The sequence below is a fragment of the Serratia sp. A07 genome (assembly GCF_058725505.1).
On sequence record NZ_JBZXDO010000001.1, the window covers coordinates 231745 to 257160 of the forward strand.

The 25416-nt window shown below is 58.9% G+C and carries 25 protein-coding genes; 24 read left to right on the plus strand and 1 reads right to left on the minus strand.

Annotated elements, in window-relative coordinates; translation table 11 throughout:
- Positions 1-19 precede the first annotated feature (19 nt).
- Positions 20-667, minus strand: a complete 648-nt coding sequence (gene pcp / locus AC4PR2_RS01185) for a pyroglutamyl-peptidase I (protein ID WP_492174831.1) — start codon at positions 665-667, stop codon at positions 20-22.
- A gap of 97 nt (positions 668-764) precedes the next feature.
- Between pcp and AC4PR2_RS01190 the strand changes: the two genes are divergently transcribed.
- The 24 genes from AC4PR2_RS01190 (at position 765) to AC4PR2_RS01305 (ending at position 25073) form a co-directional block, all read left to right on the plus strand.
- Entirely contained in the window at positions 765-1697 is a 933-nt protein-coding gene (locus tag AC4PR2_RS01190) for a LysR family transcriptional regulator (protein WP_197802839.1), read from the plus strand.
- 512 nt (positions 1698-2209) lie between these two features.
- Positions 2210-4528: a type VI secretion system Vgr family protein gene (locus AC4PR2_RS01195; RefSeq protein ID WP_492174832.1), complete on the plus strand. Its 2319-nt coding sequence runs from the start codon at positions 2210-2212 to the stop codon at positions 4526-4528.
- 12 nt (positions 4529-4540) lie between these two features.
- Positions 4541-4930, plus strand: coding sequence for a DUF3592 domain-containing protein (locus tag AC4PR2_RS01200; RefSeq protein WP_038876796.1), 390 nt, complete (start codon positions 4541-4543; stop codon positions 4928-4930).
- Positions 4931-5032: 102 nt separating this feature from the next.
- Positions 5033-5533, plus strand: coding sequence for a hypothetical protein (locus AC4PR2_RS01205; RefSeq protein ID WP_149571157.1), 501 nt, complete (start codon positions 5033-5035; stop codon positions 5531-5533).
- A 173-nt stretch (positions 5534-5706) separates the two neighbouring features.
- Positions 5707-8253 carry a DUF2169 family type VI secretion system accessory protein gene (locus AC4PR2_RS01210; protein ID WP_492174833.1) on the plus strand — a complete coding sequence of 849 codons (2547 nt, stop codon included), beginning with the start codon at positions 5707-5709 and terminating at the stop codon, positions 8251-8253.
- Positions 8250-9317, plus strand: a complete 1068-nt coding sequence (locus AC4PR2_RS01215; RefSeq protein ID WP_443014402.1) for a pentapeptide repeat-containing protein — start codon at positions 8250-8252, stop codon at positions 9315-9317. Before AC4PR2_RS01210 ends, AC4PR2_RS01215 begins: the two co-directional genes overlap by 4 nt.
- Positions 9318-9347: 30 nt before the next feature.
- On the plus strand, positions 9348-9983 hold the full coding sequence (locus AC4PR2_RS01220; protein ID WP_060420752.1) for a DUF3540 domain-containing protein: 636 nt from the start codon (positions 9348-9350) through the stop codon (positions 9981-9983).
- A 16-nt stretch (positions 9984-9999) separates the two neighbouring features.
- Positions 10000-10392: a DUF4150 domain-containing protein gene (locus tag AC4PR2_RS01225; protein ID WP_004934933.1), complete on the plus strand. Its 393-nt coding sequence runs from the start codon at positions 10000-10002 to the stop codon at positions 10390-10392.
- 47 nt (positions 10393-10439) lie between these two features.
- Positions 10440-10940, plus strand: a complete 501-nt coding sequence (tagV, locus tag AC4PR2_RS01230; RefSeq protein WP_019452982.1) for a type VI secretion system accessory protein TagV — start codon at positions 10440-10442, stop codon at positions 10938-10940.
- A 29-nt stretch (positions 10941-10969) separates the two neighbouring features.
- Entirely contained in the window at positions 10970-11500 is a 531-nt protein-coding gene (tssJ, locus tag AC4PR2_RS01235) for a type VI secretion system lipoprotein TssJ (RefSeq protein WP_060439705.1), read from the plus strand.
- A gap of 40 nt (positions 11501-11540) precedes the next feature.
- Complete coding sequence (tssK, locus tag AC4PR2_RS01240; protein ID WP_033638522.1) at positions 11541-12887, plus strand: type VI secretion system baseplate subunit TssK; 1347 nt, start codon at positions 11541-11543, stop codon at positions 12885-12887.
- Between the two features lie 21 nt (positions 12888-12908).
- Positions 12909-14111, plus strand: coding sequence for a DotU family type VI secretion system protein (locus AC4PR2_RS01245; RefSeq protein ID WP_080353984.1), 1203 nt, complete (start codon positions 12909-12911; stop codon positions 14109-14111).
- A complete protein-coding gene (tssM, locus tag AC4PR2_RS01250; protein WP_492174834.1) occupies positions 14111-17746 on the plus strand; it encodes a type VI secretion system membrane subunit TssM in 3636 nt (1211 codons plus the stop codon). The genes AC4PR2_RS01245 and tssM overlap by 1 nt, the downstream gene beginning before the upstream one ends.
- Before the next feature lie 18 nt (positions 17747-17764).
- Positions 17765-18484: a type VI secretion system-associated protein TagF gene (gene tagF, locus AC4PR2_RS01255; RefSeq protein ID WP_060420743.1), complete on the plus strand. Its 720-nt coding sequence runs from the start codon at positions 17765-17767 to the stop codon at positions 18482-18484.
- Positions 18485-18507: 23 nt separating this feature from the next.
- Entirely contained in the window at positions 18508-19539 is a 1032-nt protein-coding gene (tssA, locus tag AC4PR2_RS01260; protein WP_060420740.1) for a type VI secretion system protein TssA, read from the plus strand.
- Between the two features lie 121 nt (positions 19540-19660).
- Positions 19661-20197: a type VI secretion system contractile sheath small subunit gene (gene tssB, locus AC4PR2_RS01265; RefSeq protein ID WP_047730442.1), complete on the plus strand. Its 537-nt coding sequence runs from the start codon at positions 19661-19663 to the stop codon at positions 20195-20197.
- A gap of 3 nt (positions 20198-20200) precedes the next feature.
- Positions 20201-21706: a type VI secretion system contractile sheath large subunit gene (gene tssC, locus AC4PR2_RS01270; protein ID WP_019452990.1), complete on the plus strand. Its 1506-nt coding sequence runs from the start codon at positions 20201-20203 to the stop codon at positions 21704-21706.
- 67 nt (positions 21707-21773) lie between these two features.
- Positions 21774-22157 (plus strand): Rap1a/Tai family immunity protein, encoded by a 384-nt coding sequence (locus tag AC4PR2_RS01275; RefSeq protein WP_060420734.1) that lies wholly within the window; start codon positions 21774-21776, stop codon positions 22155-22157.
- Positions 22154-22645 (plus strand): T6SS effector amidase Tae4 family protein, encoded by a 492-nt coding sequence (locus AC4PR2_RS01280; protein WP_060420731.1) that lies wholly within the window; start codon positions 22154-22156, stop codon positions 22643-22645. The genes AC4PR2_RS01275 and AC4PR2_RS01280 overlap by 4 nt, the downstream gene beginning before the upstream one ends.
- A 26-nt stretch (positions 22646-22671) precedes the next feature.
- Positions 22672-23100 (plus strand): T6SS amidase immunity protein Tai4 family protein, encoded by a 429-nt coding sequence (locus AC4PR2_RS01285; protein ID WP_197795348.1) that lies wholly within the window; start codon positions 22672-22674, stop codon positions 23098-23100.
- Positions 23101-23295: 195 nt separating this feature from the next.
- The gene (locus tag AC4PR2_RS01290; protein WP_038876771.1) at positions 23296-23778 is read left to right on the plus strand and encodes an Hcp family type VI secretion system effector; all 483 of its coding nucleotides are present in this window, start codon (positions 23296-23298) and stop codon (positions 23776-23778) included.
- A 51-nt stretch (positions 23779-23829) separates the two neighbouring features.
- Positions 23830-24309: a type VI secretion system amidase effector protein Tae4 gene (locus AC4PR2_RS01295; protein WP_154632671.1), complete on the plus strand. Its 480-nt coding sequence runs from the start codon at positions 23830-23832 to the stop codon at positions 24307-24309.
- 20 nt (positions 24310-24329) lie between these two features.
- A complete protein-coding gene (locus AC4PR2_RS01300; RefSeq protein WP_492174856.1) occupies positions 24330-24668 on the plus strand; it encodes a T6SS amidase immunity protein Tai4 family protein in 339 nt (112 codons plus the stop codon).
- Between the two features lie 45 nt (positions 24669-24713).
- Positions 24714-25073 carry a T6SS amidase immunity protein Tai4 family protein gene (locus AC4PR2_RS01305; protein ID WP_197795206.1) on the plus strand — a complete coding sequence of 120 codons (360 nt, stop codon included), beginning with the start codon at positions 24714-24716 and terminating at the stop codon, positions 25071-25073.
- Positions 25074-25416: the final 343 nt, after the last annotated feature.

Here is a 25416-nt window from a genome sequence, read left to right on the forward strand (position 1 = left end):
GGTACACCACGCCCTGCTTTTAATGCACGGCACCGTCGCCGAATCGCGCATCCTCCTCTACCGTCAGCGTCACCTGCACGATAGTGCGCACCGCTTCCACCATCGTCGCCAGCGCCATACTCGGCTTGCCCGGATGCGCCGCCGCCAGCGTGTGGCTGTACGGAATATGCACGAATCCCCCCCTGACCTTCGCGTGCTGCGTCTCCAGATAGTGCCGCAGACCGTAAAAGATATGGTTGCAGTTATAAGTGCCTGCCGTATAAGACACCCCCGCCGGGATCCCCTGCCGGCGCAGCTGCTGCACCGCGGCCTTGACGGGCAGCGCACTGAAATAGCCCACTGGCCCGCCGGCGACTACCGGTACGTCGATCGGCTGCTTACCGGCATTGTCGGGAATGCGGGCATCGATCAGATTGATGGCCACCCGTTCCAGCGATATCTCGGCGCGGCCCCCGGCCAGCCCCAGACAAATCACCGCCAGCGGCTGCAATGCCTCGATCGCAGCGATCAACTGCAGGTTGGCCTGGCCCAATACGCAGGGCAGCTCGAGTACCGCGATCTCCGCGCCGGCGATCTGCTCACCGGCCAATGCCTGCGCGACCTGCCAGGAAGGGTTCACCGCGTCACCATCGAACGGCTCAATGCCGGTAACCAAGACTTTGTTCATCATTTCTCCTGACTGAAGGCCAAATTCGTGTGCTACCAGCCTAGAGAACGCAGTATGATTCTGGAAATGGATTATCTGTATATAGAGTATTCATAAAATGAATTTAGCCAACGTCGATCTCAACTTGCTGGTGGTGTTCGAGGCGTTGTATCAGACGCGCAACGTGACCGCCGCAGGCCGGCGTCTCAACCGCGCCCAGCCCTCCGTCAGCAATGCCTTGGCGCGGCTGCGCACGCTGCTGAACGATCCGCTGTTTGTTCGCAGTGGCGGCGGCATGGCGCCCACGCCGCGCGCCCATCAGCTTATGCCGCAGATACGGCAGGTGCTTGAACAGATCCACCTGGCGTTGGCACCCCCTGCCCGTTTCGATCCGGCCACCGCCGGGCAACGGCGCTTTACGCTGGCGGCCGGCGACTATGCCGATATCTTACTGTTGCCCGCCATCATCAGTCGATTGCGTCAGACAGCGCCCGGCATTGATATTCGCGTTTCGCGCTTGGATCGTCACAATATTTACCGGCAGCTGGATCGTGGTGAGGTGGACATCGCGCTGGGAGGGCATCTTTCCGGTACGGAAAGCCACTATGTGCGCACGTTGTTTGAAGAGCATCTGGTGTGCATCGCCAGCCGTTCGCACCCACAGCTGGCGGATGGCAGCTGGGATCTGGCGCGCTATCTCAGCCTGCCGCACGGGCTGTACGCACCGGCCGACGACGGCTCTACCAGAGGATTGGTCGACCGTCGCCTGGCGGAAATCGGCGGCCAGCGGCGCGTCGCCGTAACCTTTTCGCATATTGTCGCTCTGCCGGCCGTGGTCGCCGGCAGCGATCTGATCGCCACCCTGGCCGCCAGCGTGGCTCGACGCTTTTCCGATCCGCAACGCGTACGTTTTCTCCCGCTGCCCGACGAGTTGGCCATCGCCCCCTTTCCCATTGAACTGATCGCCGGCCGGCAGGCGCAACGCGACCCGGCCTTAATCTGGCTCTGCGAACTGATCGGCCAAATTCCCTTCGATTTCTGCCCGGCTTAACGCCGGCACTCGCTGCATTTTCAACCGTTCAAACCCGCACCTCAGGCCCTGTCGCTGGGCCTTTTTTCGCCCACCAAATAGGAATCATCCGAATTCACATTCGACAAATTTATATATTTGATCATCTTTAACTGGCAAATGGTAAGGATAAAAAACAGTCAGTGACTTTTTTTACGAAAAAAAAGAGTTGTTTTATAAACACGTTGGTTTAAGTGTTACAGATTTACTTTTTGGTATTACCAATTTCCCAATAATTTGAGATAAAAAATGATCTGCTCGCATCTATATGTTTTAGATAATAAAAAGCAAGATCGTGAGCAAGTTAACGAATTGAGCATTGATCCACAAGGCTATTTTGCAAATGCAGAGCTCTATTGTAGACTGCACAAATCGTGCCTTTGTGTAAACTTTGTTAAATCTTTCGTCAGTTCCTGTCTCAATTCGTGACAGATACGCCATCGGGATCGCGCGTCAACTCTCGTGCGGTAGCTATGCCTAAACCGGGGAATAGTATGGATCGCCTTATCATTGCGCACACGCCTTTGCCCGCCCATCAGCTGTTGTTCCGAAGCCTTTCCGGTGAGGAAAAACTGGCCGGGCTGTTCGAATTCGACGTCGAGCTGCTCAGCCCCGACAATCGGCTCGATCTGAAAGCACTGCTGGGACAAAAAATCACGCTGGAGCTGCGGGGCAATCCGTTGGCGCCGCGTTATCTCAACGGCAATATCACGCGCATGACGCTCTCCGGACGAGAAGCCGGCGGCAACCGTTACTATATCTACCGCGCCGTGCTGCGCCCCACGCTGTGGTATCTGACGCAAAACCGCGACTTTCGCATCTACCAGGAAAAGACCGTTCCCGACATCCTGACTCAGGTGCTGGGGCAGTATCAGGTGAAAATCGATAATCGCCTGAGCTACGACTACCGCATCTGGGGATACTGCGTGCAGTACCAGGAGAGCGATTTCGACTTCATCAGCCGCCTGATGGAACACGAAGGCATCTATTACTATTTCACGCACCAGCAAGACGGCCATACGCTGGTGCTGGCTGATGCGCCGTCGGCACATCAGGAACTCACCGGCTACGCCAGCATTCCCTATCAGCTCGCGGAAGGCGGCCTGGTGGAAAATAAAGACAGCATCAACAGCTGGAGCGTCTCGGACGCCATTACGCCCAGCCTGTATAGCCTGGACGACTACGATTTTCGCAAACCGCGTGCGCGGTTGCTGGAGGCCCGGCAGAATCCCGCCTCGTTCGCGCAGGACAAAGCCGAGGTGTTCGATTGGCCCGGGCGTTATACCGATCACGCCCACGGCCAGTTTTACGTCAAGGTTCGCCAGCAGGAGTTCGAAGCGCAGCATGAACAGATGAGCGGCGAAGGCAGTTCGCAGGGCATTGCCCCCGGCTACCGTTTCCAACTGACCCAGGCGCCGCGCACGGAAGACAACCAGGCCTACCTGGTCGTCAGCGCGCATTACTTCATGCAGGAAAACAGCTACGCCAGCAATGATAACGACGCCGGCGAGCAACGTACCGAATTTCAGGTCGTCCCGGCGGGCATCAACTGGCGCCCCGCGCGCACCACGCCCTGGCCGAAAACCCATGGCCCGCAAACCGCCGAAGTGGTTGGCCCGGAAGGCGAAAGCATCTGGACCGATAAATATGGCCGGGTGAAACTCAAGTTCCGTTGGGATCGCCACGGCAACGGCAATGAAACCAGCTCCTGCTGGGTGCGCGTCTCCAGCGCCTGGGCCGGCTGGAAATACGGCGGGATCCAGATCCCGCGCGTGGGTGAGGAAGTGGTGGTCGACTTTATCAACGGCGATCCGGATCGCCCGATCATCACCGGCCGCGTTTACAACGAAGACAGCATGCCACCGTGGGATCTGCCCGGCGACGCCACCAAAATGGGCTTTATGAGCCGCAGCAAGGGCGGCGGCACCGACAACGCCAGCTTCCTGTTCCTGGAAGACGCGCCCGGCAACGAATCTTTCGACATGCACGCCGAACGCAACATGAACATGACGGTGGAAAACGACAAGAACGTCAATATTGACGGCAGTCGCACCACCACCATCGGCCGCCTGCAGGACGACACCGTCACCGGCGACGCCACATTCCTGTACAAAGCAAAACGCACCACCACCGTCAATGGGCTCGAAACCGCCAACCTGAACGCTCACCAGACGGTGAACATCAAAGGCGGCCGCGGCCTGACGATTATCGACGGCGGCGATAAGATCGACATCACCGGCGATCAGTCCTTCAAGCTTGACGGCGCGCAGACGCAAGACATCACGCAGACGCAACATGTGACGGTGAAAGGCGATCAGACCCTCGACATTACCGAGGGGCAACAGACCAGCACCATCAATAAGGGGCAGACGGTCAACATCACCACCGGCGGCCAGCACACCACCATCACCGCCGGCGGTCAAACGCTGACGGTGGAGGCTGGCGGCCAGACCACCGACATCACGGGGAATGTCAAAGAAACCTACAAAAACGATCAGCAAACGACCATTAGCGGTTCGCTCACCATCACGGCAAAAACCATCAACATTACCAGCGAGGACGGCGTGTCTATTTCGGCGCCCACCTGGAAAGACAACTGCCATGGCTATAAGTGGACCGCGATAGGCGCCAACCTTGCCTTAACGGGGCTGAGCGTCAAGCACACGATGTTCGATGTTTCCCATAACCCGCTTTCGATCAGCAAAACCAATTTCAAGCTAAGCAACGATCCCATGACGTTCACGCAGCTTGGGGCCTTAATAACCAACGGTTCTTTGCGATTGAGCAGCAAGGCGCTGGCGATCTTTTTATAAGTAGGGATGCCCATGTCAAAAGCCAAAAATATCTTCACCGTCATCGGTTTGATTTTATTGGCCCCAATCCTCAGCCTGGTGGGTTTTTTCAAATTCATCACGGTCGATATCTGGGGCTATTTCAAACATATCGGTTCTTCTCTCAGCGTGATGGAAAACGGCGTTTCCGCCTCTGGGCAAATCGTCAGCATTCGCCAGACCAATCTCTGGGACGGCAACCGACCGGTCTGTGAAGTCGAGATCAAGTACATCGCCCAAGACGGAAAGAACCATACGGCGGTGGCGAAAGGCCCGATCAGCGTCGTGGATCTGCCGCGATATCAGCCGGGTCATTTCACCGCGATAAAGTACGACCCGAAGAACCCCAAGAAAGCGGTGATCGAAGAGCTTTCCCGGCTTTGAACGAAAGTATATCTTTCAATCGACGCGATCCGGTTTCTCCGTGCTGAAAGCGACTTGTCGTCCATCAGTTCGCTAAATCACCTTGCATAAGGAAGTGCCACGATGGGCGCGTTTATTGCCTTTTCGACGCAGGACAGCCTTTGGGGACAAATCCTGTTTACCTTCTTTGGCATCCTGGTTGGCTGCGTCTTGCTCGCCGCGATCGGCAAAATCTTTTTGTCGGCAAGCCGGGCAGCGGCGTTACCTGTGCGGCTGCTGATCTTTGTCGTGCTGATGCTGGCGCTCCTGAAATACAACCAACAAGTGATGTCTGCGGTGAATGCGCCCGCAGAACTGATCGGGTTCCTGATCCTGCCCGGTTTTTTGATGAGTTACCTGGGTGCGGCGGCCCCCGGCAGACTGGCACTGGCGATAGAGCTGGGCTGTTTTGCCGCACTGGCCGCGCTGTTGATTCTGGGCACCGCCGACATCGGCTTTTTTGCGCCCTATCATCTGGAAAGCGCCGGCCAATTTATCGCCAAGACGATCGCCGCGGCGTTGTCCGTAGCCACCGTGCTGCTGGTTCGCGGAATAAACGGGAAAGACAGCGCGCTGTCCTCTTGATCATCCATTTCGAAGCGGGGCTCGCTCCCCGCATTAACGATCGGCGCTGAACGCCGCATCGTTTTCTTCATCTGTTGTGACATAGCCTGATATCTATTAAACCGAAAAACGGATTGTTTTTGAGCAAGCAGCCTGGCTGCCGGCTGATATCCACAGGAAGCTTTACACACACAATGAAAGTCGTAAAACCTCTGCGCCTCAGCGCGCTTCATCGCCCCTTCTCTTGGCAAGGGCAAAATCATCTGGGCGTTTCCGTTTTGGCCTTGGCCGATATGGGGGCTTCCCCGCGCCTGCGCCCCGAACCGGAGCTGTGGCAGCTGGCTGCCGAAGAACTCACGTTGAGCGGCGGCGTGCTCGACCTGGCTATCCCGAAAGCCTGTGCGGAGTTTCTCGCCACCGGCAACGCCTACACCCACCATCAGCAAGACAAAACCGCCTGCGCCGTGAAGATCCAGCTGGATTCGCTGGAGAAAACGCTGGTGGTTTTCGGCGATCGCCATTGGATCAACGATCGTCCCTCCACTCCCCTTCCTTTTGCAGAAATGCGTCTGGACTGGCGCCGGGCTTACGGCGGCACCCAGTTCGCCGATAATCCACACGGCATCGGCGCCACTCCAGAAACATTTCCGCAAGGCCGTATCCATCGCCTACCCAATGTCGAGCCGCTGCAGGGGCGCCTTACGTCGCCTCGGCATAGCGCACAACCGGCAAGCTTTGACGCGTTGGATATCACCTGGCCGCGTCGCTTCTCCCGCATTGGTAAAAACTACGACGCCGACTGGTTGAAAAACGGCTTTCCCGGCTTCGCCAACGACATCGACTGGCGCCTGTTCAACATGGCGGACGGCGATCAGCAGTTTGCCCAGCGCGACGCTCTGCCGCCCCAAGCCGCCTACCGGATATGGAACATGCATCCGTCGGAGCCGATGCAGCAAGGGCATTTACCACCGTGGCGCGCACGCTGCTTCATCAACCGGCTGCGCGGCGGCGAAGCACATTTCGGGGAAATCACGATGCGCCACACCACCGTGTGGTTCTTTCCCCATCGCGAACAAATGCTGTTGATCTACCAGGGCAGCCTTCCCATCAATGAAGACGATGCCGCAGACGTCATGCAGCTCATGCCGGCGCTGGAAATTGAGGGTAAAAGCCGCAGCGTCGCTCATTATCGGCAGGTGCTCGATCAGCGGCTTGATAAAGAGCATGGCGCTCTGCACGCTTTTCGTGAAAAAGATTTGCTGCCGGAGTGCTGTATCGGCCCCTGGCTGGATACGGAAACGCCGACGCAGCAAAGCCCGATGGTGGAAAACATCGCCGCCTACGAACATCACCAACGCGAACAACACCGCCAACGTCTGCAGCGCGAAGGCCGAGACATCGACGACATGTTTCCCGCGCCGCCAGCGGAACCGATGCCCTCTTTGGAGAAGTTGGCCGAGTTTGTCGACGGCATCGAACAGCGCGCTGAAGCGCATTACCGTGAAATCCTTGATGGCGCGCAGGCAAACGGCATTGATATTGACGGCCCAGGCCCCGCCGACCTTTCCGGCGCGGAAAGCTACCAACAGCAGCGCGACCAGCTGTTTCAACAGGCGCGTCAACGCCCCGATGCGTTTAGCGACAAGCAGCTGGGGGAAAGCGAGCGCGCGCTGCACCAGATGTATTTAATGTCGGCACAGGCGCAAAACCCGGCGCTGCGTTTAAGCGGCGATCTGGCGCACATCATTCGCCAACGCGTCACCGCTGCGATGCAGCGCGATAAAGATCTCAGCGGCCTGGACCTCACCGGCGCCGATCTGTCCGGCATGGACCTCAGCCATGCCACCTTGCGCGGCACGTTGCTGGAAAACGCCAATCTGCGCCAAACCCGGTTGGTGGGCTGTGACCTTCGCGAGGCGATGTTGGCGCGCGCCGATCTCAGCGGCGCCGTCTTGCAGCAGGCGGATCTGAGCCACGCCTCTTTGGCCCTGGCTAAATGCGAAGCGACGGATTTCGGCGGCGCGCAGCTGCACGAAACCAACATTCAACAAACCTTGTTTCAACGCTGCGATTTCACGATGGCGTCATTGCGCGATTTGCTGGGATACGAAACCTTGCTCGGGCAGTGTGACTTCAACCGCGCCACGCTGGCCAACATTACGTTGATGGAACTGCAGCTGGAGCAGCTGATATTCAGCCACGCCCGGCTCGACAAAGTCAGCTTCATCAAATGCCGGCTGCTGGCGGTGAACTTCGATCGGGCGCGGTTGGAGAGCTGCGCCTGGGTTGATACCGAGACGCAAAGCCTCAGCTTCCGCGCCGCACGCCTCACCGCCTGCGCCTTCGCAGCGAAGACGCTGTTGCCGCAGGCGGATTTCAGCGACGCGACGCTGAACCAGTGCAATTTGCGCCAAATGCCGTTGCAGCGAGCTAATTTCAGCCGTGCGCGCCTCGATAATTGTGACCTGTCGGAAACCCAGCTGAACGAGGCCGATTTCCGTCAGGCCAACGGCAGCGGCAGCCTGTTCATTCGCAGCGATCTGTCCCAGGCCAACCTGCGCGACGCCAATTTCATCGCGGCGATCCTGCAAAAATGCGTGCTGTCAGGTGCCGACCTGCATGGCACCAATCTGTTCCGGGCCGATTTGTCGCAGTCGCAGGTGGATCGGGCGACCCGGCTCGACGGTGCCTATACCGCCAGGGTGAAAACATTGCCTCGCCATAACGGGAAGGAAGTATGACCTCAAAACCTGAGCAGATACGCCAGCGCGTGAAACGCGGCGAGCTGATTGCCGGTGAGGATTTGCACGGCCTGTCATTCGCCGGTATGGATTTGGCCGGCGGCATGTTCAACGAGTTGAACCTGAGCGGCGTGAACTTCTCCGATTGCGATCTGCGCGACAGCGTCTTCAGCGATTGCCGACTCGAACACGCGCAATTTGCACGAGCGAACCTGAAGCAAACGGCCTTCAATCAGTGCGCCATGCCGGGCGGCCGCTTCTGCGAGAGCCATATCGAACTGACGATGTTCAACGCCTGCCGGCTTGAACAGAGCGACTTCAGCCGACTGCCGCTCAATCAAAGCCACTGGATGTCATGCCAATTGGCCGGCGCGAACTTTTCCGCCACTCAGCACGATCGCACCACCTTTTACGAAAGCCCGCTCGACGGCGCCGCGTTGAATCATGCGCGGCTATCCCTTGTCACGTTCTTTCGATTAAACCTCTGTGAAACCGAGTTTGAAGGGGTAGATTTCGACCGCGTCACGTTTTTCGAATGTGACCATCGCGGCAAAAGTTACGCCGGGCAGCGCCTCATCGCCTGCCAGTTTACCGATAACCAACTGGACGACGTTGATTTCAGCCAGGCGACGCTGCGCCAGAGCAATTTCAAGGGCGCTTCGCTGCGGCGTGCCAACCTGACGGGCGTGCAAGCGCAGCAGTCGCTGTGGCTGGAGGCCAATTTGACTCAGGCGCAGTGCCGCAGCGGGCAGTTCGATCAGGCGATCTTCAGCGAAGCGACGCTGGATGCCGCCAACTTCAGCCAGGCGCGCCTGTATCAATGCGTGTTCCAGCGCAGCCGTGCGGCACGCTGTGATTTCAGCGACAGCGACCTGACCTACGCCGATTTCTGTTATGCCGACATCGGCGCCGCCGATTTCCGGCGCGCGCGCTTTATGCGCACCCGCATGCACCGCGCCCACCAGCAGCAAACGCGCTGGGGCGATCGCAGCGGAATTCTCGAGCGCGACGAAGAACTGCACGCCGCCGAAACCTGGAGCGCACAGCGCCAGAGCCGAATCTGAATGCATTGACCACTTCACGAGGGGATCACCATGAGCGTTGCCAACACAACTCGCGCCGTCAACATCGCACCGCCCCAGCAGGCCGCCGGCCAGGTCGTCAACCTGTTGCCGGACGGCAGCCTGGTGGTGGAGTGCGAAGGCCGCGGCTGGCATTGCCGCCGGGCGGCGAGCTGCCTGCTGACGCCGGCCCTCGGCGATAACGTGCTGGTCGCCGGCTGCGGCCACCAGCTGTGGGCGATCGCCGTTCTCGAACGTGCAGAGCCGCAAAGCGCAGCGCGGCTCTGCGTCACAGGCGATCTGCAAATTGAAACGCCGAGCGGTTCGCTGTCGCTGCACAGCGCGCAGGCGCTAAAGCTGAGCGGCGACGCCATGACGCTGCAGGCCAACAGCGGCGACTGCCACGTCGACAAGATGAAATACAGCGGCGAGGAACTGTCGGCCTTCGTCAGTATCAGCCGCCTGGTCGGCAAGCGCTGCGAGTCGCTGTGGCATTCGGTCAGCCAGATCAGCCATTCGCTGTTCCGCAAAGTGCGCCAAACCGAGCACGTGCGCGCCGGGCAGCTGGATTATCAGGCGGAAGATTACGCCCGCATTCATGCCCGCAACACGCTCATTACCTCAAAAGACATCACCAAGCTGGATTCGGAACAAATCCACGTCGGATAACCTGCGGAGGCCTTTTATGTTTGCCAACAGCCAAATGATCGGCGTGGACCTGGCGTTTCCCGACGTCTGTCTGACGCCAAGCCCGGCGCCGGTGCCCGTGCCCTACCCGGATATCGCCCTGGCGCCGACCGCCATCCCGAATGCGTTCAACATTCTGTTCGTCGGCACCCCGGCGCACAACATGGCGACGGTGACGCCGCTGACCAACGGCGACAACCCCGGCGTGGCCACCGGCGTCGCTTCCGGGACGGTGATGGGGCCGTCCCGCCACCTGACCGGCGCCTTTACCGTATTGCTCAAAGGCACCCCGGCCACCCGGCTGACCAGCCTCAGCCTGCAGAATTCCACCAACGCGCTCGGCATGCGCATCGTGCCGAGCCAATTAAAAGTGTTGCTGCTTGCGCCCTGATGACGGCGCCTTATTACACAGCCATTCAATCAAGAAAAGAGGACATTGTGAAAACACGGATTACCCTGACGCTGTTGACCGCCCTGACGCTTGCCGGTTGTTCCACCCCGCCGCCACCGCCGCCGGCGCTCAATAACGACGCTATCGTCAGCAGTGAAGTCAACGGCGTCACGCTGCAGCACCGCGCCGCGGTGAGCGCGCCGAAGCAGTTCAAGCCGATCGGTGAGGAGTACCGCAGCCTGTACGCCGCCAGCATCATGAGCAGCCCGAATTATACCGGCACCGCCGTCGGCAGCCTGGACAACGCCGCCGCGTTCTACGCGCTGGGCGAAGTGGAAAACAACTGGCTGGCGATCTCCGCTATCCGCGGTGGCGATCTGGTGGGGTATATCCAGGCCAACGCCGGCGTACCGGAAGCGCGCTACAAATCGACGCTGCGCAAAGATCTGCCGCGCCGCGCACGCGCCGCTAAACAGGACTGCGTCAAAGTCGGCGGCGACAGCAAGGCGTGTAAAAACGCCGGTTCAGCTACCTGGATCCTCCAGTAGTCAGCACGCCTGCGGGCGACGAGATTCCCATGATGACGACCCCTATCGCTTCCCGCTGGTGCGGGATGCTGTTTCTGCTGCTGGGCGCGTTGGCGCTCGGCGGCTGTATGTCTTCCGCCAAAAGCGTGCCGTCGCGTTACAGCCTGGTGTTCGATGCCGATCGCCAGGTCAATGCTGCCGCCGGCGCGCAACCGGCGCCGATCAAAATCCGCGTGCTGCTGCTGCGTTCGGATGCGGAATTTATGGATGCCGACTTCTTCAGTCTGCAAAACGACGCCAAAAGCGTGCTCGGCAACAGCCTGCTGGACAGCGATCAGTTCTTCCTGACGCCGGGCCAGACCGGCAAGAAGCTCGGCGGGCAAAGCGCGTTGGATGCGCGCTACATCGGCGTAATCGCCGAGTATCAAAATCTGGACGGCAAGACCTGGCGCATTTCACTGCCGCTGCCGGAACCCACCGAAACCAATTTCTACAAGGTATGGCAATTCTCGCCGGATGAGCTGGAAGCGCATATCGTCGCGGGCGTGAATGGCCTGCGCCCCGTAAAAAAGGTCGACTGACCTACCGCTGCGCTGAAGCGAAGTAACTATAGGTGTGATGATGAAAGATGCTCATAAGGTTGTCTGGACTGAGGGAATGTTTTTGCGCCCTCACCATTTCCAGCAGGCGGAAAACTATCTCGAAGGCTATATGCGCAACTGGGGCCAGGCCCACAGCGGCTGTTTCTGGGGGTTCCTGACCCTGGATCTGGACCAAACGCTGCTGCGCCAGGGCAAGATTGCGCTCAACGCCGCCAGCGGTATCATGCCGGACGGCACGCCGTTTCGCTTCGCCGGCGCCCAGCAGGCACCCGCGCCGCTGACCATCGCCGAAAACAAGACCGGTGAAAACGTGGTGCTGGCCCTGCCGACCTATCGCGCGGGGCGTGAAGACGTGATCTTTCAGGAAAGCCCGGAGGCGCTGGCGCGCTATCTGGCTTACGAGAACGAAGTCGACGATCTCAACGCCGTCTCGGTGGGCAGCGCGGCGCTGCAGTTCGGCCGCCTGCGCCTGCGGCTGATGCTGGAGAGCGAACTCAACGCCGAATGGACCGCGCTCGGCGTGACCCGCGTGCTGGAAAAACGCGGCGACAACAGCCTGCGCCTCGATACCGCGCAGATCCCGCCGATGCTGAACTGCCAGGGCAACCCGGTCCTGAAAACCTTCATCAACGATCTGCAGGGCCTGCTGCAACAGCGCAGCCAGCAGATGAGCCAGCGCCTGCTGCAGCCGGGCCGCGGCGGCAGTTCCGAAATGGTCGATTTCATGCTGCTGCAGCTGATCAACCGCCATCTTGGCCAGGTGAGCCACGCCTACCACCTCGACCATCTGCACCCGGAGCGTCTGTTCGCCGATTGGCTGCAGTTCGCCACCGAGCTCGCCAGCTTCTCGGCGCAGCGCACCCCGGAAGGGCGCCTGCCGGTGTATGACCACGACAACCTGGCGCTGTGCTTCGGCAAGCTGATGCTGTTGCTGCGTCAGGGGCTGTCGGTGGTGCTGGAAGACAACGCCATTCAGCTGACGCTGGTCGAACGCTCCCACGGGCTGAACGTCGCCACCGTGCAGGACGCCAAAATGATGCGCGATTTCGGCTTCGTACTGGCGGTGCGCGCCGACGTGGCCGCCGAGGTGTTGCTGACCCATTTCCCGGCGCAGATGAAGATCGCCCCAGTCACCCGCATCCGCGATTTGGTGCAGCTGCAGCTGCCGGGCATCGGTTTGCGCACCATGCCCGCCGCGCCGCGCCAGATCCCCTATCACGCCGGCTACACCTACTTCGAGCTGGAAAAAGGCGGCGACCTGTGGAAACAGATGGAAAAATCCAGCGCCTTCGCCCTGCACCTGGCCGGCGAATTCCCGGGGCTGGACATGGAATTTTGGGCGATTCGCAGCCATACGGACCGGTAACCTATGACTCAGGAAAATAGCATGGCGCCGGCGGCCAATCCGCTGGTGGACGCCGCCAACCCGCTGTTGAACGCCATTTCGCAGATCCGCCAGTCGGCCACGCACGCCAACCCGGCGCAGCTGCGCCAACAGCTGATCGACGAAATGCGCCGCTTCGAGATCCGTGGCCAACGCGCCAACCTGCCGTACGAAGTGATCATCGGCGCGCGTTATTGCCTGTGCACCGCGCTGGATGAAGCGGCGGCGCTGACCCCGTGGGGCAGCAACAGCGTGTGGTCCGGCAGCGGGCTGCTGGTGACCTTCCATAACGAAACCTGGGGCGGCGAGAAGTTTTTCCAGCTGCTGGCCAAACTGTCGCAAAGCCCGCGCGAGCACATCAACCTGCTGGAGCTGATCAATTATTGCCTGTTGCTGGGCTTTGAAGGCCGCTACCGAGTGATGGAAAACGGCCGCTCGCAGCTGGAAACCATGAAGCAGCGCCTGCTGCAGCTGATCCGGTCGGTGCGCGGCGGTTATGCCCCGCCGCTGTCGCCTCATGCGCTGGATCTGCCGGTGCAGCAGAAGCTGTGGCGCCCGCTGGTGCCGCTGTGGGCCTGCGTGGCGTTGACCGGCTTCCTGGCTTCGCTGCTGTTCATCGCCCTCAACTGGCGGCTGGGCGACAACACCAGCCCGGTGCTGGCGGCGATTTACCAAACCAATCTGCCGCAGGTGGCGATCGGTAACCCGGCGCCGGCCGCGCCGCCGACGCTGAGCCTGAAAAGCTTCCTGCGCAAAGAGATCGCCGAAGGGCTGGTGGTGGTGCGCGACGAAGCGCAGCAAAGCGTGGTGATCCTCAAAGGCGACGGGCTGTTCGACTCCGCCGCCACCACGGTGCGCGCCAACTATATTCCGGTCATCGACCGCATCGCCGCCGCCATGAACAGCGTCAGCGGCAAGATCCTGGTCACCGGCTACAGCGACAACGTGCCGATCCGCAGCGCCCGTTTCGCCTCCAACTGGGAGCTGTCGCTGGCGCGCGCCGAAGCGGTCAGCGCCCGCTTGCAAAAGCACCTCGCCAACCCGCAGCGGGTCAAGGCCGAGGGCCGCGGCGAAAGCAACCCCGTCGCGCCGAACGATAACAAAGTGAACCGCGCGTTGAACCGCCGGGTAGAAATTACGCTGTTGGTCGCCCCGGAAAATACCCAGGCGGAAATCAACGGCTTGCCGCAAGGAACCGGAAAGTAATGCTCAGTACGTTATTCTCCATCATCACCAGCCGCCTGCTGTGGGGCTTTGTCGGCATCACCGCGCTGGCGTTCATCATCTGGATGATCGGCCCACTGGTGGCCATCGGCGACTATCGCCCGCTGGAGCCGGAACTCAACCGCCAGATCGCCATCGGCGTTATCTACCTGATCTGGTTCCTGTGCCGCCTGATCCCGCGCCTTTACGGCGCCTGGTTCAACAGCCGCCTGCTGAGCAACCTGCGCGCCGCCGAAGCGGTACCGGCGGAAGACGGCAAGCCCGAGATTAAACAAGACGATCAGCTGGCTCAGCGCTTCGACGAAGCGGCGCAGCTGCTGAAAAAGGCGCGCTTCGCACCGGGCCAGGAGGGCGGCAAACATCGCTGGATGACCCGCTTCAGCCGCCAATATCTGTACCAGTTGCCGTGGTATGTGATCATCGGCGCGCCCGGCGCCGGTAAAACCACCGCGCTGGTCAACTCCGGCCTGCACTTCCCGCTGGCGGATCGCTTCGGCAAAGCCGCGCTGCGCGGCGTGGGCGGCACCCGCAACTGCGACTGGTGGTTTACCAACGACGCCGTGCTGCTCGACACCGCCGGCCGCTACACCACGCAGGAAAGCCAGCGCGAAGAAGATGCCGGCGAGTGGCAAAGCTTCGTCGCGCTGCTGAAAAAATACCGCACCCGCCAGCCGATCAACGGCGTGATGGTGACCATCAGCGTGGCCGATCTGCTGAGCGACAGCGCCGAAGCGCGTGCCGCCCAGGCCAGCGCGCTGCGCAAACGCCTGATCGAACTGCACGAGCAGTTGGGCATTCACTTCCCGGTCTATGTGCTGGTGACAAAAACCGACCTGCTCAACGGCTTTATGGCCTACTTCGGCAGCTTCGACAAAGCACAGCGCGACCAGATCTGGGGGTTCACCTTCCCTTACGAGCGCTCGCGGCAGCCGGACTTTAATCTGAACGCCGCTTTCGAACAGCAATACGCCCTGCTGCAACAGCGGCTGGACGCGGCGCTGCCGGATACGCTGCTGATGGAGCACGACGCGCGCCAGCGCGCTGAAAGTTATCTGTTCCCGCAGGAGTTCGCTGCCCTGCGCCCGCTGCTCAGTCAATACCTGGAACAGGTGTTCGCCACCTCCAGTTTTGAAACCCGCTTTACCCCGCGCGGCATCTATTTCACCAGCGGCACGCAGGAAGGCCTGCCGTTCGACCGGGTGATGGGCGAGCTGAACCGCTATCTGCAGCTGCCGACGGCAAACTCAGGGGCGCAGGCCAACGCGGCCTGGGACAGCGTGGGCCAGGAAACGCCGATCCCGGCAGCCAAAGGCCAAAGCTTCTTCCTGAAAGAGACGCTGGAATCGGTGGTCTTCCAGGAATCCGGGCTGGCGGGCAGCAACCGCTGGTGGGAATACCGCAATCGCGCCCTGCACTGGGCGGGTTACATCGCGCTGGCGGTGATCCTGGCGGTGCTGGCGATGCTCTGGTTCACCAGCTACGGCAACAACAAGGCCTATCTGGCGGAAGTGGCCGCCAAGGTGCCCGGCGTCGAGCGCCAGGGGCAAAACCTGACGCAGTTGGGTAACGGCGACATGTTCTCGCTGCTGCCGTTCCTCAATAGCCTGCTGCACCTGCCGGACAGCCAGAACTTTTCGCTGGACGATCCGCCGTTCACCTACCGCATGGGGCTGTTCCGCGGCGATCAGGTGGGCGACGCCGGCAATGCGCTGTACCAAAAAGCGCTGAAGGAGCTGCTGCTGCCGCAGGTGGCGCAACAGATCGCCACTACGCTGCGCAACGACAACCACGGCGATGCGGACTTCAGCTACGAAGCGCTGAAGGCCTATCAGATGCTGTATCTGCCAAAGCAGTACGACGGCAAATTCCTGCGCGCCTGGGTGATGCTTAACCTGCAGCGCAACCTGCCGCAGGGCAGCACCCAAAAACAGCTGCAGCAGATCGAATGGCACCTGAGCCAACTGCTGGATACGCAGATCCAGGCCTCGCCTTACGCCAAAGACGAACCGCTGGTGGCGCAGGCGCAGGCCGCCATCAATCGGGCGCCGCTGTCGCAGCGCGTCTATGGCCGCCTCAAACGTCTGCTGCTGAAACAGACCGACATCAAGCCGGTCAGCCTGGTCGATTTGGCCGGCCCGCAAACCGAGCTGGCGTTCAGCCGCAAAAGCGGCAAACCGGTGACCGACGGCGTACCGGGCCTGTTCACCTCACAAGGGTACTGGAAAGCGTTCAGCGACAACATCGACCCGGTGACCGACACGCTGCGCAAGGAAGACGTCTGGGTGTTGAACAGCCAGGCGCCGGAGCAGAAGAGCGCCGATTTGACCAAGACCATCCGCCAGCTGTACATGCAGGACTTCATCAGCGCCTGGGATGCGCTGCTGGGAGATATCCAGCTGGCCAACATCGGCAACCTGACCCAGCGCATCAGCAGCGCGCGACTACTCTCCGGCAACCCGTCGCCGATGCGTAACCTGCTGGTCAACGTCAGCAAAAACGTCACCCTGCGCGACGAGAAAAGCGACGCCGATTCCCGTTCGCTGCTGGCCAAAACCGAAGACAGACTGAATCAGAACGCCAACCGCACGCTGGAAGCGCTGTTCACCAACCGACCGGCCAACGCCGACGGCGACGTGTCGGCCCAGCCGGAACAGCTGGTGATGGCGCACTTCGCGCCGCTGCTGGAGCTGGCGCAAAGCCAGGGCGAAGGCAATAAGGCGATCCCTTTCGACAGCGTGCTGAAGCAGGTCGATGAGCTGTACAGCTATCTGACGGCGGTACAGGGCGCGGCCAACAGCGGCATGTCGGCACCGCCGAGCGACATCATCCCGCGTCTGCAGGCCGAATCCGGCCGCTTGCCGGTGCCGTTCAAACAGATGCTGCTGTCGCTGGCGACCGGTGCCAGCAGCGACACCCAGCGTAAAGAGATGGAGAACGTGAAAAAGCGCATCAGCTTCGAGGTCGGCAGCTTCTGCCGCCAGGCGATCGCCGGCCGTTATCCGCTGGTGGCCCGGGCGCGCCAGGACGTGACGCCGGACGATCTGGCGCGCATGTTCGCGCCGAACAGCGGGCTGATGGACAGTTTCTTCCGCGACAATCTGCAGGGCAAGGTCGACACCACCCGCGCCAACTGGCGCTTTACTCCCGGCGTGGACGGCAAGACGCTGCCCGGCGGCGAAGGCATCCTGCGTTCGTTCCAGCAGGCGCAGCGCATCCGCGACGCCTTCTTCGCCAACGGTACCGCGACGCCCTCGTACCGCGTGACCGTGCGGCCGGTGCGGATGGATAACGACATCCTCAACCTGACGCTGGATATCGACGGCCAACTGTTCAAATACAGCCATGGCCCTCAGGTACCGCTGGTGGTCAGCTGGCCGGGCACCCGCAATACCAACCAGGTGCATTTGCAGCTGGCGCTGGCCAACGGCACCACCGCCAGCCTGGTGACCAGCGGGCCATGGGCGCTGAACCGCCTGGTGGACATGGCGCAATCCTCGGGCACCGGCGGCCTCGGCCGCCAGGCGACGTTCAATCTCGACGGCCATCGCGTCACGCTGGAGTTCACGCCCAACAGCATCCGTAATCCGTTCCAACTGCCGGCCTTCTCGTGCCCGTAGCCCCGAAAGGACATGATCATGAGCACTGATTCAAGCGCCCCGACGAGCCTCGGCTGGTACGGAAAACTTCCTTCCGCCGGCGATTTTCTGCAGCGCCGCCTGCCCGATCCGGTGGTCAACAACTGGGCCCACTGGTTCCATAACGGGCTGGTGAATTTGCAGCGCGATGCGCAGGGGCCAAACGGCCACCCGTTCAGCAACGCACCGGTGTGGAACTTCGTGATCCCCGCCACGCTCGGCAGCCCGTACGTGCAGATGGGCTGCCTGTTGCCGGCGCGCGATCGCGTCGGGCGGCGCTACCCGATCTGCGCGCTACGCCTGTTCAGCCTGCAAGAATGGCGCCCGCAACAGCTGAACATGGCGGCGAGCTGGTACCAGCAGCTCGGCCATACCCTGCTGAACGGCGTGCGCAACGGCTTCTCCGCCGAACAGATCGACCGCACGCTGCAGGCAATCCCGGCGCTGCCCAGCCCACCGGCGGAAACGGATTCCGAGATATTGTCGATTATCGGTTTTCAGCATCCGGACGTGCCGGGTCTCGGCTGGCAACAGGCCGCCGACTGTTTCGATCCGGCGCAGTACACCAGCTTCTGGTGGACCAATCAGGCCGACGGACACCCGCTCTACACCCACGTGCACAGCGGCAACCTCACCGTGCAGCTGTTTTCACTGCTGTTCGAGCCCAACGGCTGGGCACGCCCCGGCCGCGGCGGCCAGTACCCGCAAATGTTTGATTAACATCGTTCGTTGAAGGAAATTCTATGGCTATCGACACCGATACCCTGCTGGCCCCGGTTGACGCGGACAATCCCTGCGGCGACAACCTGGAATACGACGCCGACTTTCTGGCAATGGCGCGCGCCGCCACCGGCAAGGCCGAACAGCAGTTCGGCAGCACCATCATTCCGGAAGAAGCGCCGGATTGGGTGCAGGTCGAACGCCTCGCGACCTCGCTGCTGGCGCGCACCAAAGACCTGCGCGTCATGCTGTATCTCACCCGCGCCTGGACCCAGCTGCGCGGGTTGCCGGGCTACGCCGACGGGCTGACGCTGATCCACCAGTCGATACTCCGTTACTGGGATGCTCTGCAACCGGCATTGGAGTTCGACGGCGAAGCCGACCCGCTGTTTCGCATCAATGCGCTGGCCGACCTCGGCGACAAAGCCGCGCTGGCCGCCAGCGTGCGCACCGCGCCGCTGCTGAAAAGCGCCGCCGGTGAAATCTCGCTGCGCGATGCCGGCGCCCTGCTCGACGGCAGCAAGCAAGAGTGCCCCAACTTTCCCGGCGGCCGCGCACGGTTGCAGGATGAGCTGGCGCAGCAGGGCCGCCCCGAAGGCGCACTGGTGACGCACATCGCCCACACCCTGGGCGCCATTCGCAGTGAAGTGACCCGCCATCTGGGGGAAAGCGCCCTGCCGGAAATGGGCGCGCTGACCAAGGTATTTTCTCTGGTGGCGCTCGCCGGCCAGAGCGATGCCCCGGCCGCCGCCGAACCCGACGCCCCGCCGGAAACCGCCGCCCAGCAACAACCGGCTGCGATGCAAAACGCCACGGCACCGCTGAACTGGCGCAGCGCGCAGATCCAGTCGCGCGACGACGCCCAGCTGATGCTGGACAAGGTGAAAAACTATTTTCGTCTTCATGAGCCGAGCCACCCGGCGCCGCTGATGATCGATCGGGTCCAGCGGCTGATTACGTTGGACTTTATGCAAATCGTCCGCGATTTGGCGCCCGATGGGCTTAACCAACTGGAGACCATTCTCGGTCGCCCCGACCACGAGGAGAACAGCTAGCCGCCGACCTTTGTTCTCTTGACGCATCCGATACCGTCTGCCCCGGCGCAGACCCGAATCAGAACCTGACTCTCCCAGCCGGACGAGGCGCGTTCCCAATCGCCATTAGATGGAGTAAATCATGTCAAACTCGAAATCCCGCAGCGGGCAGAAATTCATCGCCCGCAACCGCGCGCCGCGCGTACAGATTGAATACGATGTCGAAATTTATGGCGCAGAGCGCAAAATCCAGCTGCCGTTCGTGATGGGCGTGATGGCGGATCTGGTGGGGAAAGCGGTCGATCCGCAAGCCAGCGTGGAAGAACGCAAGTTCATGGAGATCGACGTCGACAACTTCGACGAGCGCATGAAATCGCTGAAGCCGCGCGTCGCTTATCAGGTCGATAACACCCTGACCGGCGAAGGCAAGCTGAACATCGATCTGACCTTCGAAAGCATGGAAGACTTCTCCCCTGCCGCTATCGCCCGCAAGGTCGACTCGCTGGGCAATCTGCTGGACGCCCGCACCCAGCTTTCCAACCTGCTGTCTTATATGGACGGCAAGAACGGCGCCGAAGAGCTGATCTCCAAGATCCTGCAAAACCCGGCGCTGCTGCAATCCCTGACCGACGCGCCGAAGCCGGCGGTTAACGACGACAACAACGAGCGTGAGGATTAATCGATGAGCAACTCGCCTCAGCAACAAAATGCGTTGCAGACCACCGAGACTTTTTCCAGCGATGAATTCAGCGCGCTGCTGAACAAAGAGTTCCGGCCAAAGACCGATCAGGCCAAAGAAGCGGTCGAGAACGCGGTGAAAACCCTGGCGCAACAGGCGCTGGAAAACACCGTCACCGTTTCTTCCGACGCCTACCGCACCATCCAGGCGCTGATCGCGGAAATCGACGAAAAGCTGTCTCAGCAGATCAACCAGATCATTCACCACGACGACTTTCAGAAGCTGGAAGGCGCCTGGCACGGCCTGCATTATCTGGTCAACAACTCCGAAACCGACGAGATGCTGAAGATCCGCTTTATGAGCATTTCCAAGCAGGAGCTGGGCCGCACGCTGAAGCGCTATAAAGGCGTGGGCTGGGACCAGAGCCCGATCTTCAAGAAAGTCTACGAAGAAGAGTATGGCCAGTTCGGCGGCGAGCCGTTCGGCTGCCTGGTGGGCGACTACTACTTCGATCACAGCCCGCAGGACGTAGAGCTGCTGGGCGAAATGGCCAAGATCGGCGCCGCCTCACACTGCCCGTTCATCGCCGGCACCGCGCCGAGCGTGATGCAGATGGAGTCCTGGCAGGAGCTGTCCAACCCGCGCGATCTGACCAAGATTTTCCAGAACACCGAGTACGCCGCCTGGCGCAGCCTGCGCGAGTCGGAAGACGCGCGCTACCTGGGCCTGGTGATGCCGCGTTTCCTGGCGCGCCTGCCCTACGGCATCCGCACCAACCCGGTGGACGAGTTTGACTTCGAAGAAGAAACCGACGGCGCGACCCACGGCAATTACACCTGGACCAACGCCGCCTACGCCATGGCCGCCAACATCAACCGTTCGTTCAAAGAGTTCGGCTGGTGCACCGCCATTCGCGGGGTGGAATCCGGCGGCGCGGTGGAAAACCTGCCGTGCCACACCTTCCCGAGCGACGACGGCGGCGTGGACATGAAGTGCCCGACCGAGATCGCCATCAGCGATCGACGCGAAGCCGAGCTGGCCAAAAACGGCTTTATGCCGCTGGTGCACCGCAAAAACTCCGACTTCGCCGCCTTTATCGGCGCGCAGTCGCTGCAGAAGCCGGCGGAATACTACGATGCCGACGCCTCCGCCAACGCCCAGCTTTCCGCGCGCCTGCCGTACCTGTTCGCCTGCTGCCGCTTCGCGCACTACCTGAAGTGCATCGTGCGCGACAAAATTGGCTCCTTCCGCGAGCGCGACGACATGGAACGCTGGCTGAACGACTGGATCATGAACTACGTGGACGGCGATCCGGCCAACTCCTCGCAGGAAACCAAGTCGCGCAAACCGCTGGCCGCGGCAGAAGTGCAGGTGGAAGAGATCGAAGACAACCCGGGCTATTACAGCGCCAAGTTCTTCCTGCGCCCGCACTACCAGTTGGAAGGCCTGACCGTCTCCCTGCGCCTGGTGTCGAAGCTGCCTTCGCTGAAGCAAAACGACGCGTCCTGATGGACTGAAGTCAGGCCGCGAGAGTGCGGCCTGGCTGATACATCAACCTCATCACAGGGAAAGAAAGATGAAGACAAAACGGTTTTATCTGGCATCGCTGTTGGCTGTCGTCTGCTCGCTCTCCGCCGCGCCGCCAGCTTTCGCAGAGCAGGCATCGATAGCGCATTTGACGTCCGATGATGTCAATCTGCCAGGCAGCGACTTTTTCCGTTTCTATCGCAGTGCAGATAAACAGGAAAAAGAGAAAGCGCGGATTTATTTGCTGGGCGTGCTGGACGCGACGGAAGGAAAAAGCTGGTGCCAATACAGCCAGCTACAAACTGTCACTCTGCAGGAGTTTGTGTTCGAATTCTTTAATAAACTTCCCGCTGCGCGCCTGCACGAAAGGGCTGCCCCCCTGATTGAAGAGGCTCTGGCGACTCGCTTCCCCTGCAAAGGAGGCAAAGCATGAAACCTTTATATCGTCAGCTAAAAAGCAGCCATTACTCCTCTGATTACTCTAGCCCGGGATATTTGGCAGCAGAAGCCGTTTACGCCGAGATTGGTTATGAGCTTGATACGCTTCTAAAGCAAAACCCTGGTTATGCCAATACCTGTGCCGTCCGCATGAGCCTGGCGCTGTTGAAAGCCGGCATCAGCTTCAAAGGCCGTCTGCCAATCAAAAAAGGCACCTATAAGGGTAAAACGATTGAGCCTGGAGCCAAACTGCTGGCCGATCAGTTGCATCGCTCCAGTAGTTTTGGCAAAGCCAACATTTTCTTTAATGCTCCAGATGCAGAGAAGGGTATCGGCAATAAAAAAGGTGTCGTGTTCTTCAATAAAATAACCAACTATGATGGCGGACACATTGATCTTATCGAACCAGAAAACTCGCTATTGACCTGCCATTCCCATTGCTATTTTAACTGCAAAGAAGTCTGGTTTTGGGAATTAAGCTAGTGTTCCATCGGCTGACCAGTAAAAGCATGAGGTTTGGTTTAACTGCATGCTTGCTTATCGCCTCATTAAGGTTGCAAGCAGCGCCAAATCAGGATCCTGTGGCATTTATCAAACAGCTGCCTTATCACCAGGTCGTAAAAGAACTGGCATTGTCACGCTGCCTGGCACAGGTCTCCGATTCGGATAAGGCATTCTCTCTTGATGCAGCCAGAACGGCGAATGCGATGAGAGAATGGATGCCATTCGATATCGAATCAGGTGATGAGAAAATCAATGTTCTCATCGGAAAATATAAATCCAGAATCAATGAGTTTCACAGTGAAACTAAAGACAAGAGTCAAGGCGTCACCTTGAACTGTCTGCGGTTGTACCATAGTTCTGAATTGGACAAGCTTTCCCGACAGCTCATTGCAGGCAATCCAGATCGCACGTGGAATCAAGATAACGCGGAATAATTAAGCATTGAGCCATTAGCACTTAATAGTGGCTCGGTAACCCGTACCGATAGTTTTCGGTATTTAAGAAGGTGCATGGCACAAGGATATAAATTGGTAATGCATTACCACACTTGCAATTCCTGCTGCTATTACCTGAGTTTTTCAACGTAACGTTAATACTACTGTTAACCCTTAATAAAGAGTGAAGAAACTATGGCTATTGATATGTTCCTGAAAGTTGAAGGTGCCAGCGGCGAATCCAAAGATTCGAATCACAAAGGCTGGACCGACATTACTTCTTTCTCCTGGGGCGCTTCTCAACCGGGCAATATGGGCGTTGGCGGCGGCGGTGGCGCCGGCAAAGTGTGCTTCAACGATCTGCACGTCAACGCGCTGATCGACAAGTCAACCCCGGCCTTGCTGAAACACTGCTCAAGCGGCAAACACCTGACCAAGATTGAGCTGTCGGTTTGTAAGGCGGGTGGTAGCCAGGTTGAATACGCAAAAATCACCCTGGAAGACGTGCTGGTCACCGCCGTACAGTACACCGGTGCAGGCGGCGAAGATACCGTGGGCGTCACCTACTCCTTCCAGGCGGCGAAAGTGAAACAACAATACTGGGAGCAGAGCGACAAAGGCGGCAAAGGCGCCGAAAGCAGCGCAGGTTGGAACATCAAGGAAAACCGCGAAGCTTAATCTTCCCGCAAAGATGCCCCTGATTAGGGGCATCTATCAACAGAGGACGTTATAATGAGTCGCCCTTCATTCCAGCAAGCGTGGCAACGATTTAGCGAAATAAACGTAGATATTACTGATGTTGGCAAAAAGATCGGTGGAAATGTAGGTCTTAACATTGAGCTTGGCGTCAATGATCCATTGCAAGGATTCACCAATGCCTGCGCAATACGCATGAGTTACACGCTCAATTACTCTGGTTTTAAAGTTGAACGAGGAGCATGGAAGACCGTTTCAGGCAAAGATAAAAATTGGTACATTTATCGTGTCAGAGATATTATTAACTTCTTGAGCTATAAATTCGGCAAACCTGATAAAACGATAAAAAACCCTACCCCCAGTGACTTTTCAAAAGACAAAGGGATATTGGTTTTCACTGTTCCAGGATGGAATGATGCCAGCGGGCACGCAACATTATGGAACGGTACAACCTGCTCAGATCATTGTTACTTTCCAAAGTCCAGCGAGGCATCTATATGGCTACTAAAATAAAATCCCTGTGTGTTGCAAGCATGATATTTTTGGGATGTACTCAAGCAGCTCAAGCCAAAGAAAGTTATTCCCCTGCCGAGTACCTCAAAAACTACGCGCTTAGCGTTTGTATCGCCGAGGGGTACTCAGCAAAAGAAGTCAAAAACGATGCCGCCGCCACCGCCAGGGGTTACATGGAGTTCGGCGATTATTCTCTGGCAGCGCATACCGCTGTCAGGGCGCTGGCAAAAGAATTTCTGGCAAAGCACTATGACAGCATGTCTGGGGAGCCGATGACGATGGCAAAGTGCATCGATCTTGTACATAGCCAAGCGTTGCAAGTCATCATCAAGAAGTACCAAGGGAATGACGACAACTGATATCAGAGTTGCTCAAACGACGGCTCATATCAAAGGTTATCTCGGATGAGAAGATACACGTACTTTTTAATGCCTCTGCTGCTCGGAAGCCATGTAGCCCTTGCTGAAAACTCGCTCAATGCTTTATCGCAAGAGGCACTATATAAAAATTGGTTAACCAGCCGCTGCATTGGGAAGTCCACTGACTCAGAAAGAACCAAGCAAGACGCCTTCCGTTCCGCTTCCGCCTATTTAGAATTGAGTAAACTGCCGATGGATGCATTTGAACAAGGTGAAAAACTGGCTGAACAGTACGCAAATAAAAATAGCCAAGGCTCAGTTCAAGGGACTTACCATACTTTAGATTGTCTTTCACTGCAGAACGCCAGTGAAGCTGAAGCCATTTTTAAACGTTACTCTAAGTAATAGTCAGGATTGTTGAATCCAATTTCATAAAGTTATCAACTCAAGAAAATTAAAATTTATTGATTATTAACATGACTCCAGACGTCACACTATCAACTTACTCATATGGATTCTTACTTTCCTATTTTTCATTGTCACTCATCACGTTAGTGGCATTATATTACTTAAAAAAATTATCGACTCGCAAACACAATTATCTATTTTTTGTTTTCAACTGTCTCATTGTGGTTGCCATGGGCGTTATACAGCTCTCAATCTTTGCATACGGGAATGACTTTCTTAATCTCTTCTACCCACTAGGCAACGATAACTATGCCTCTATTCGCTACGGCAGTTTGATATT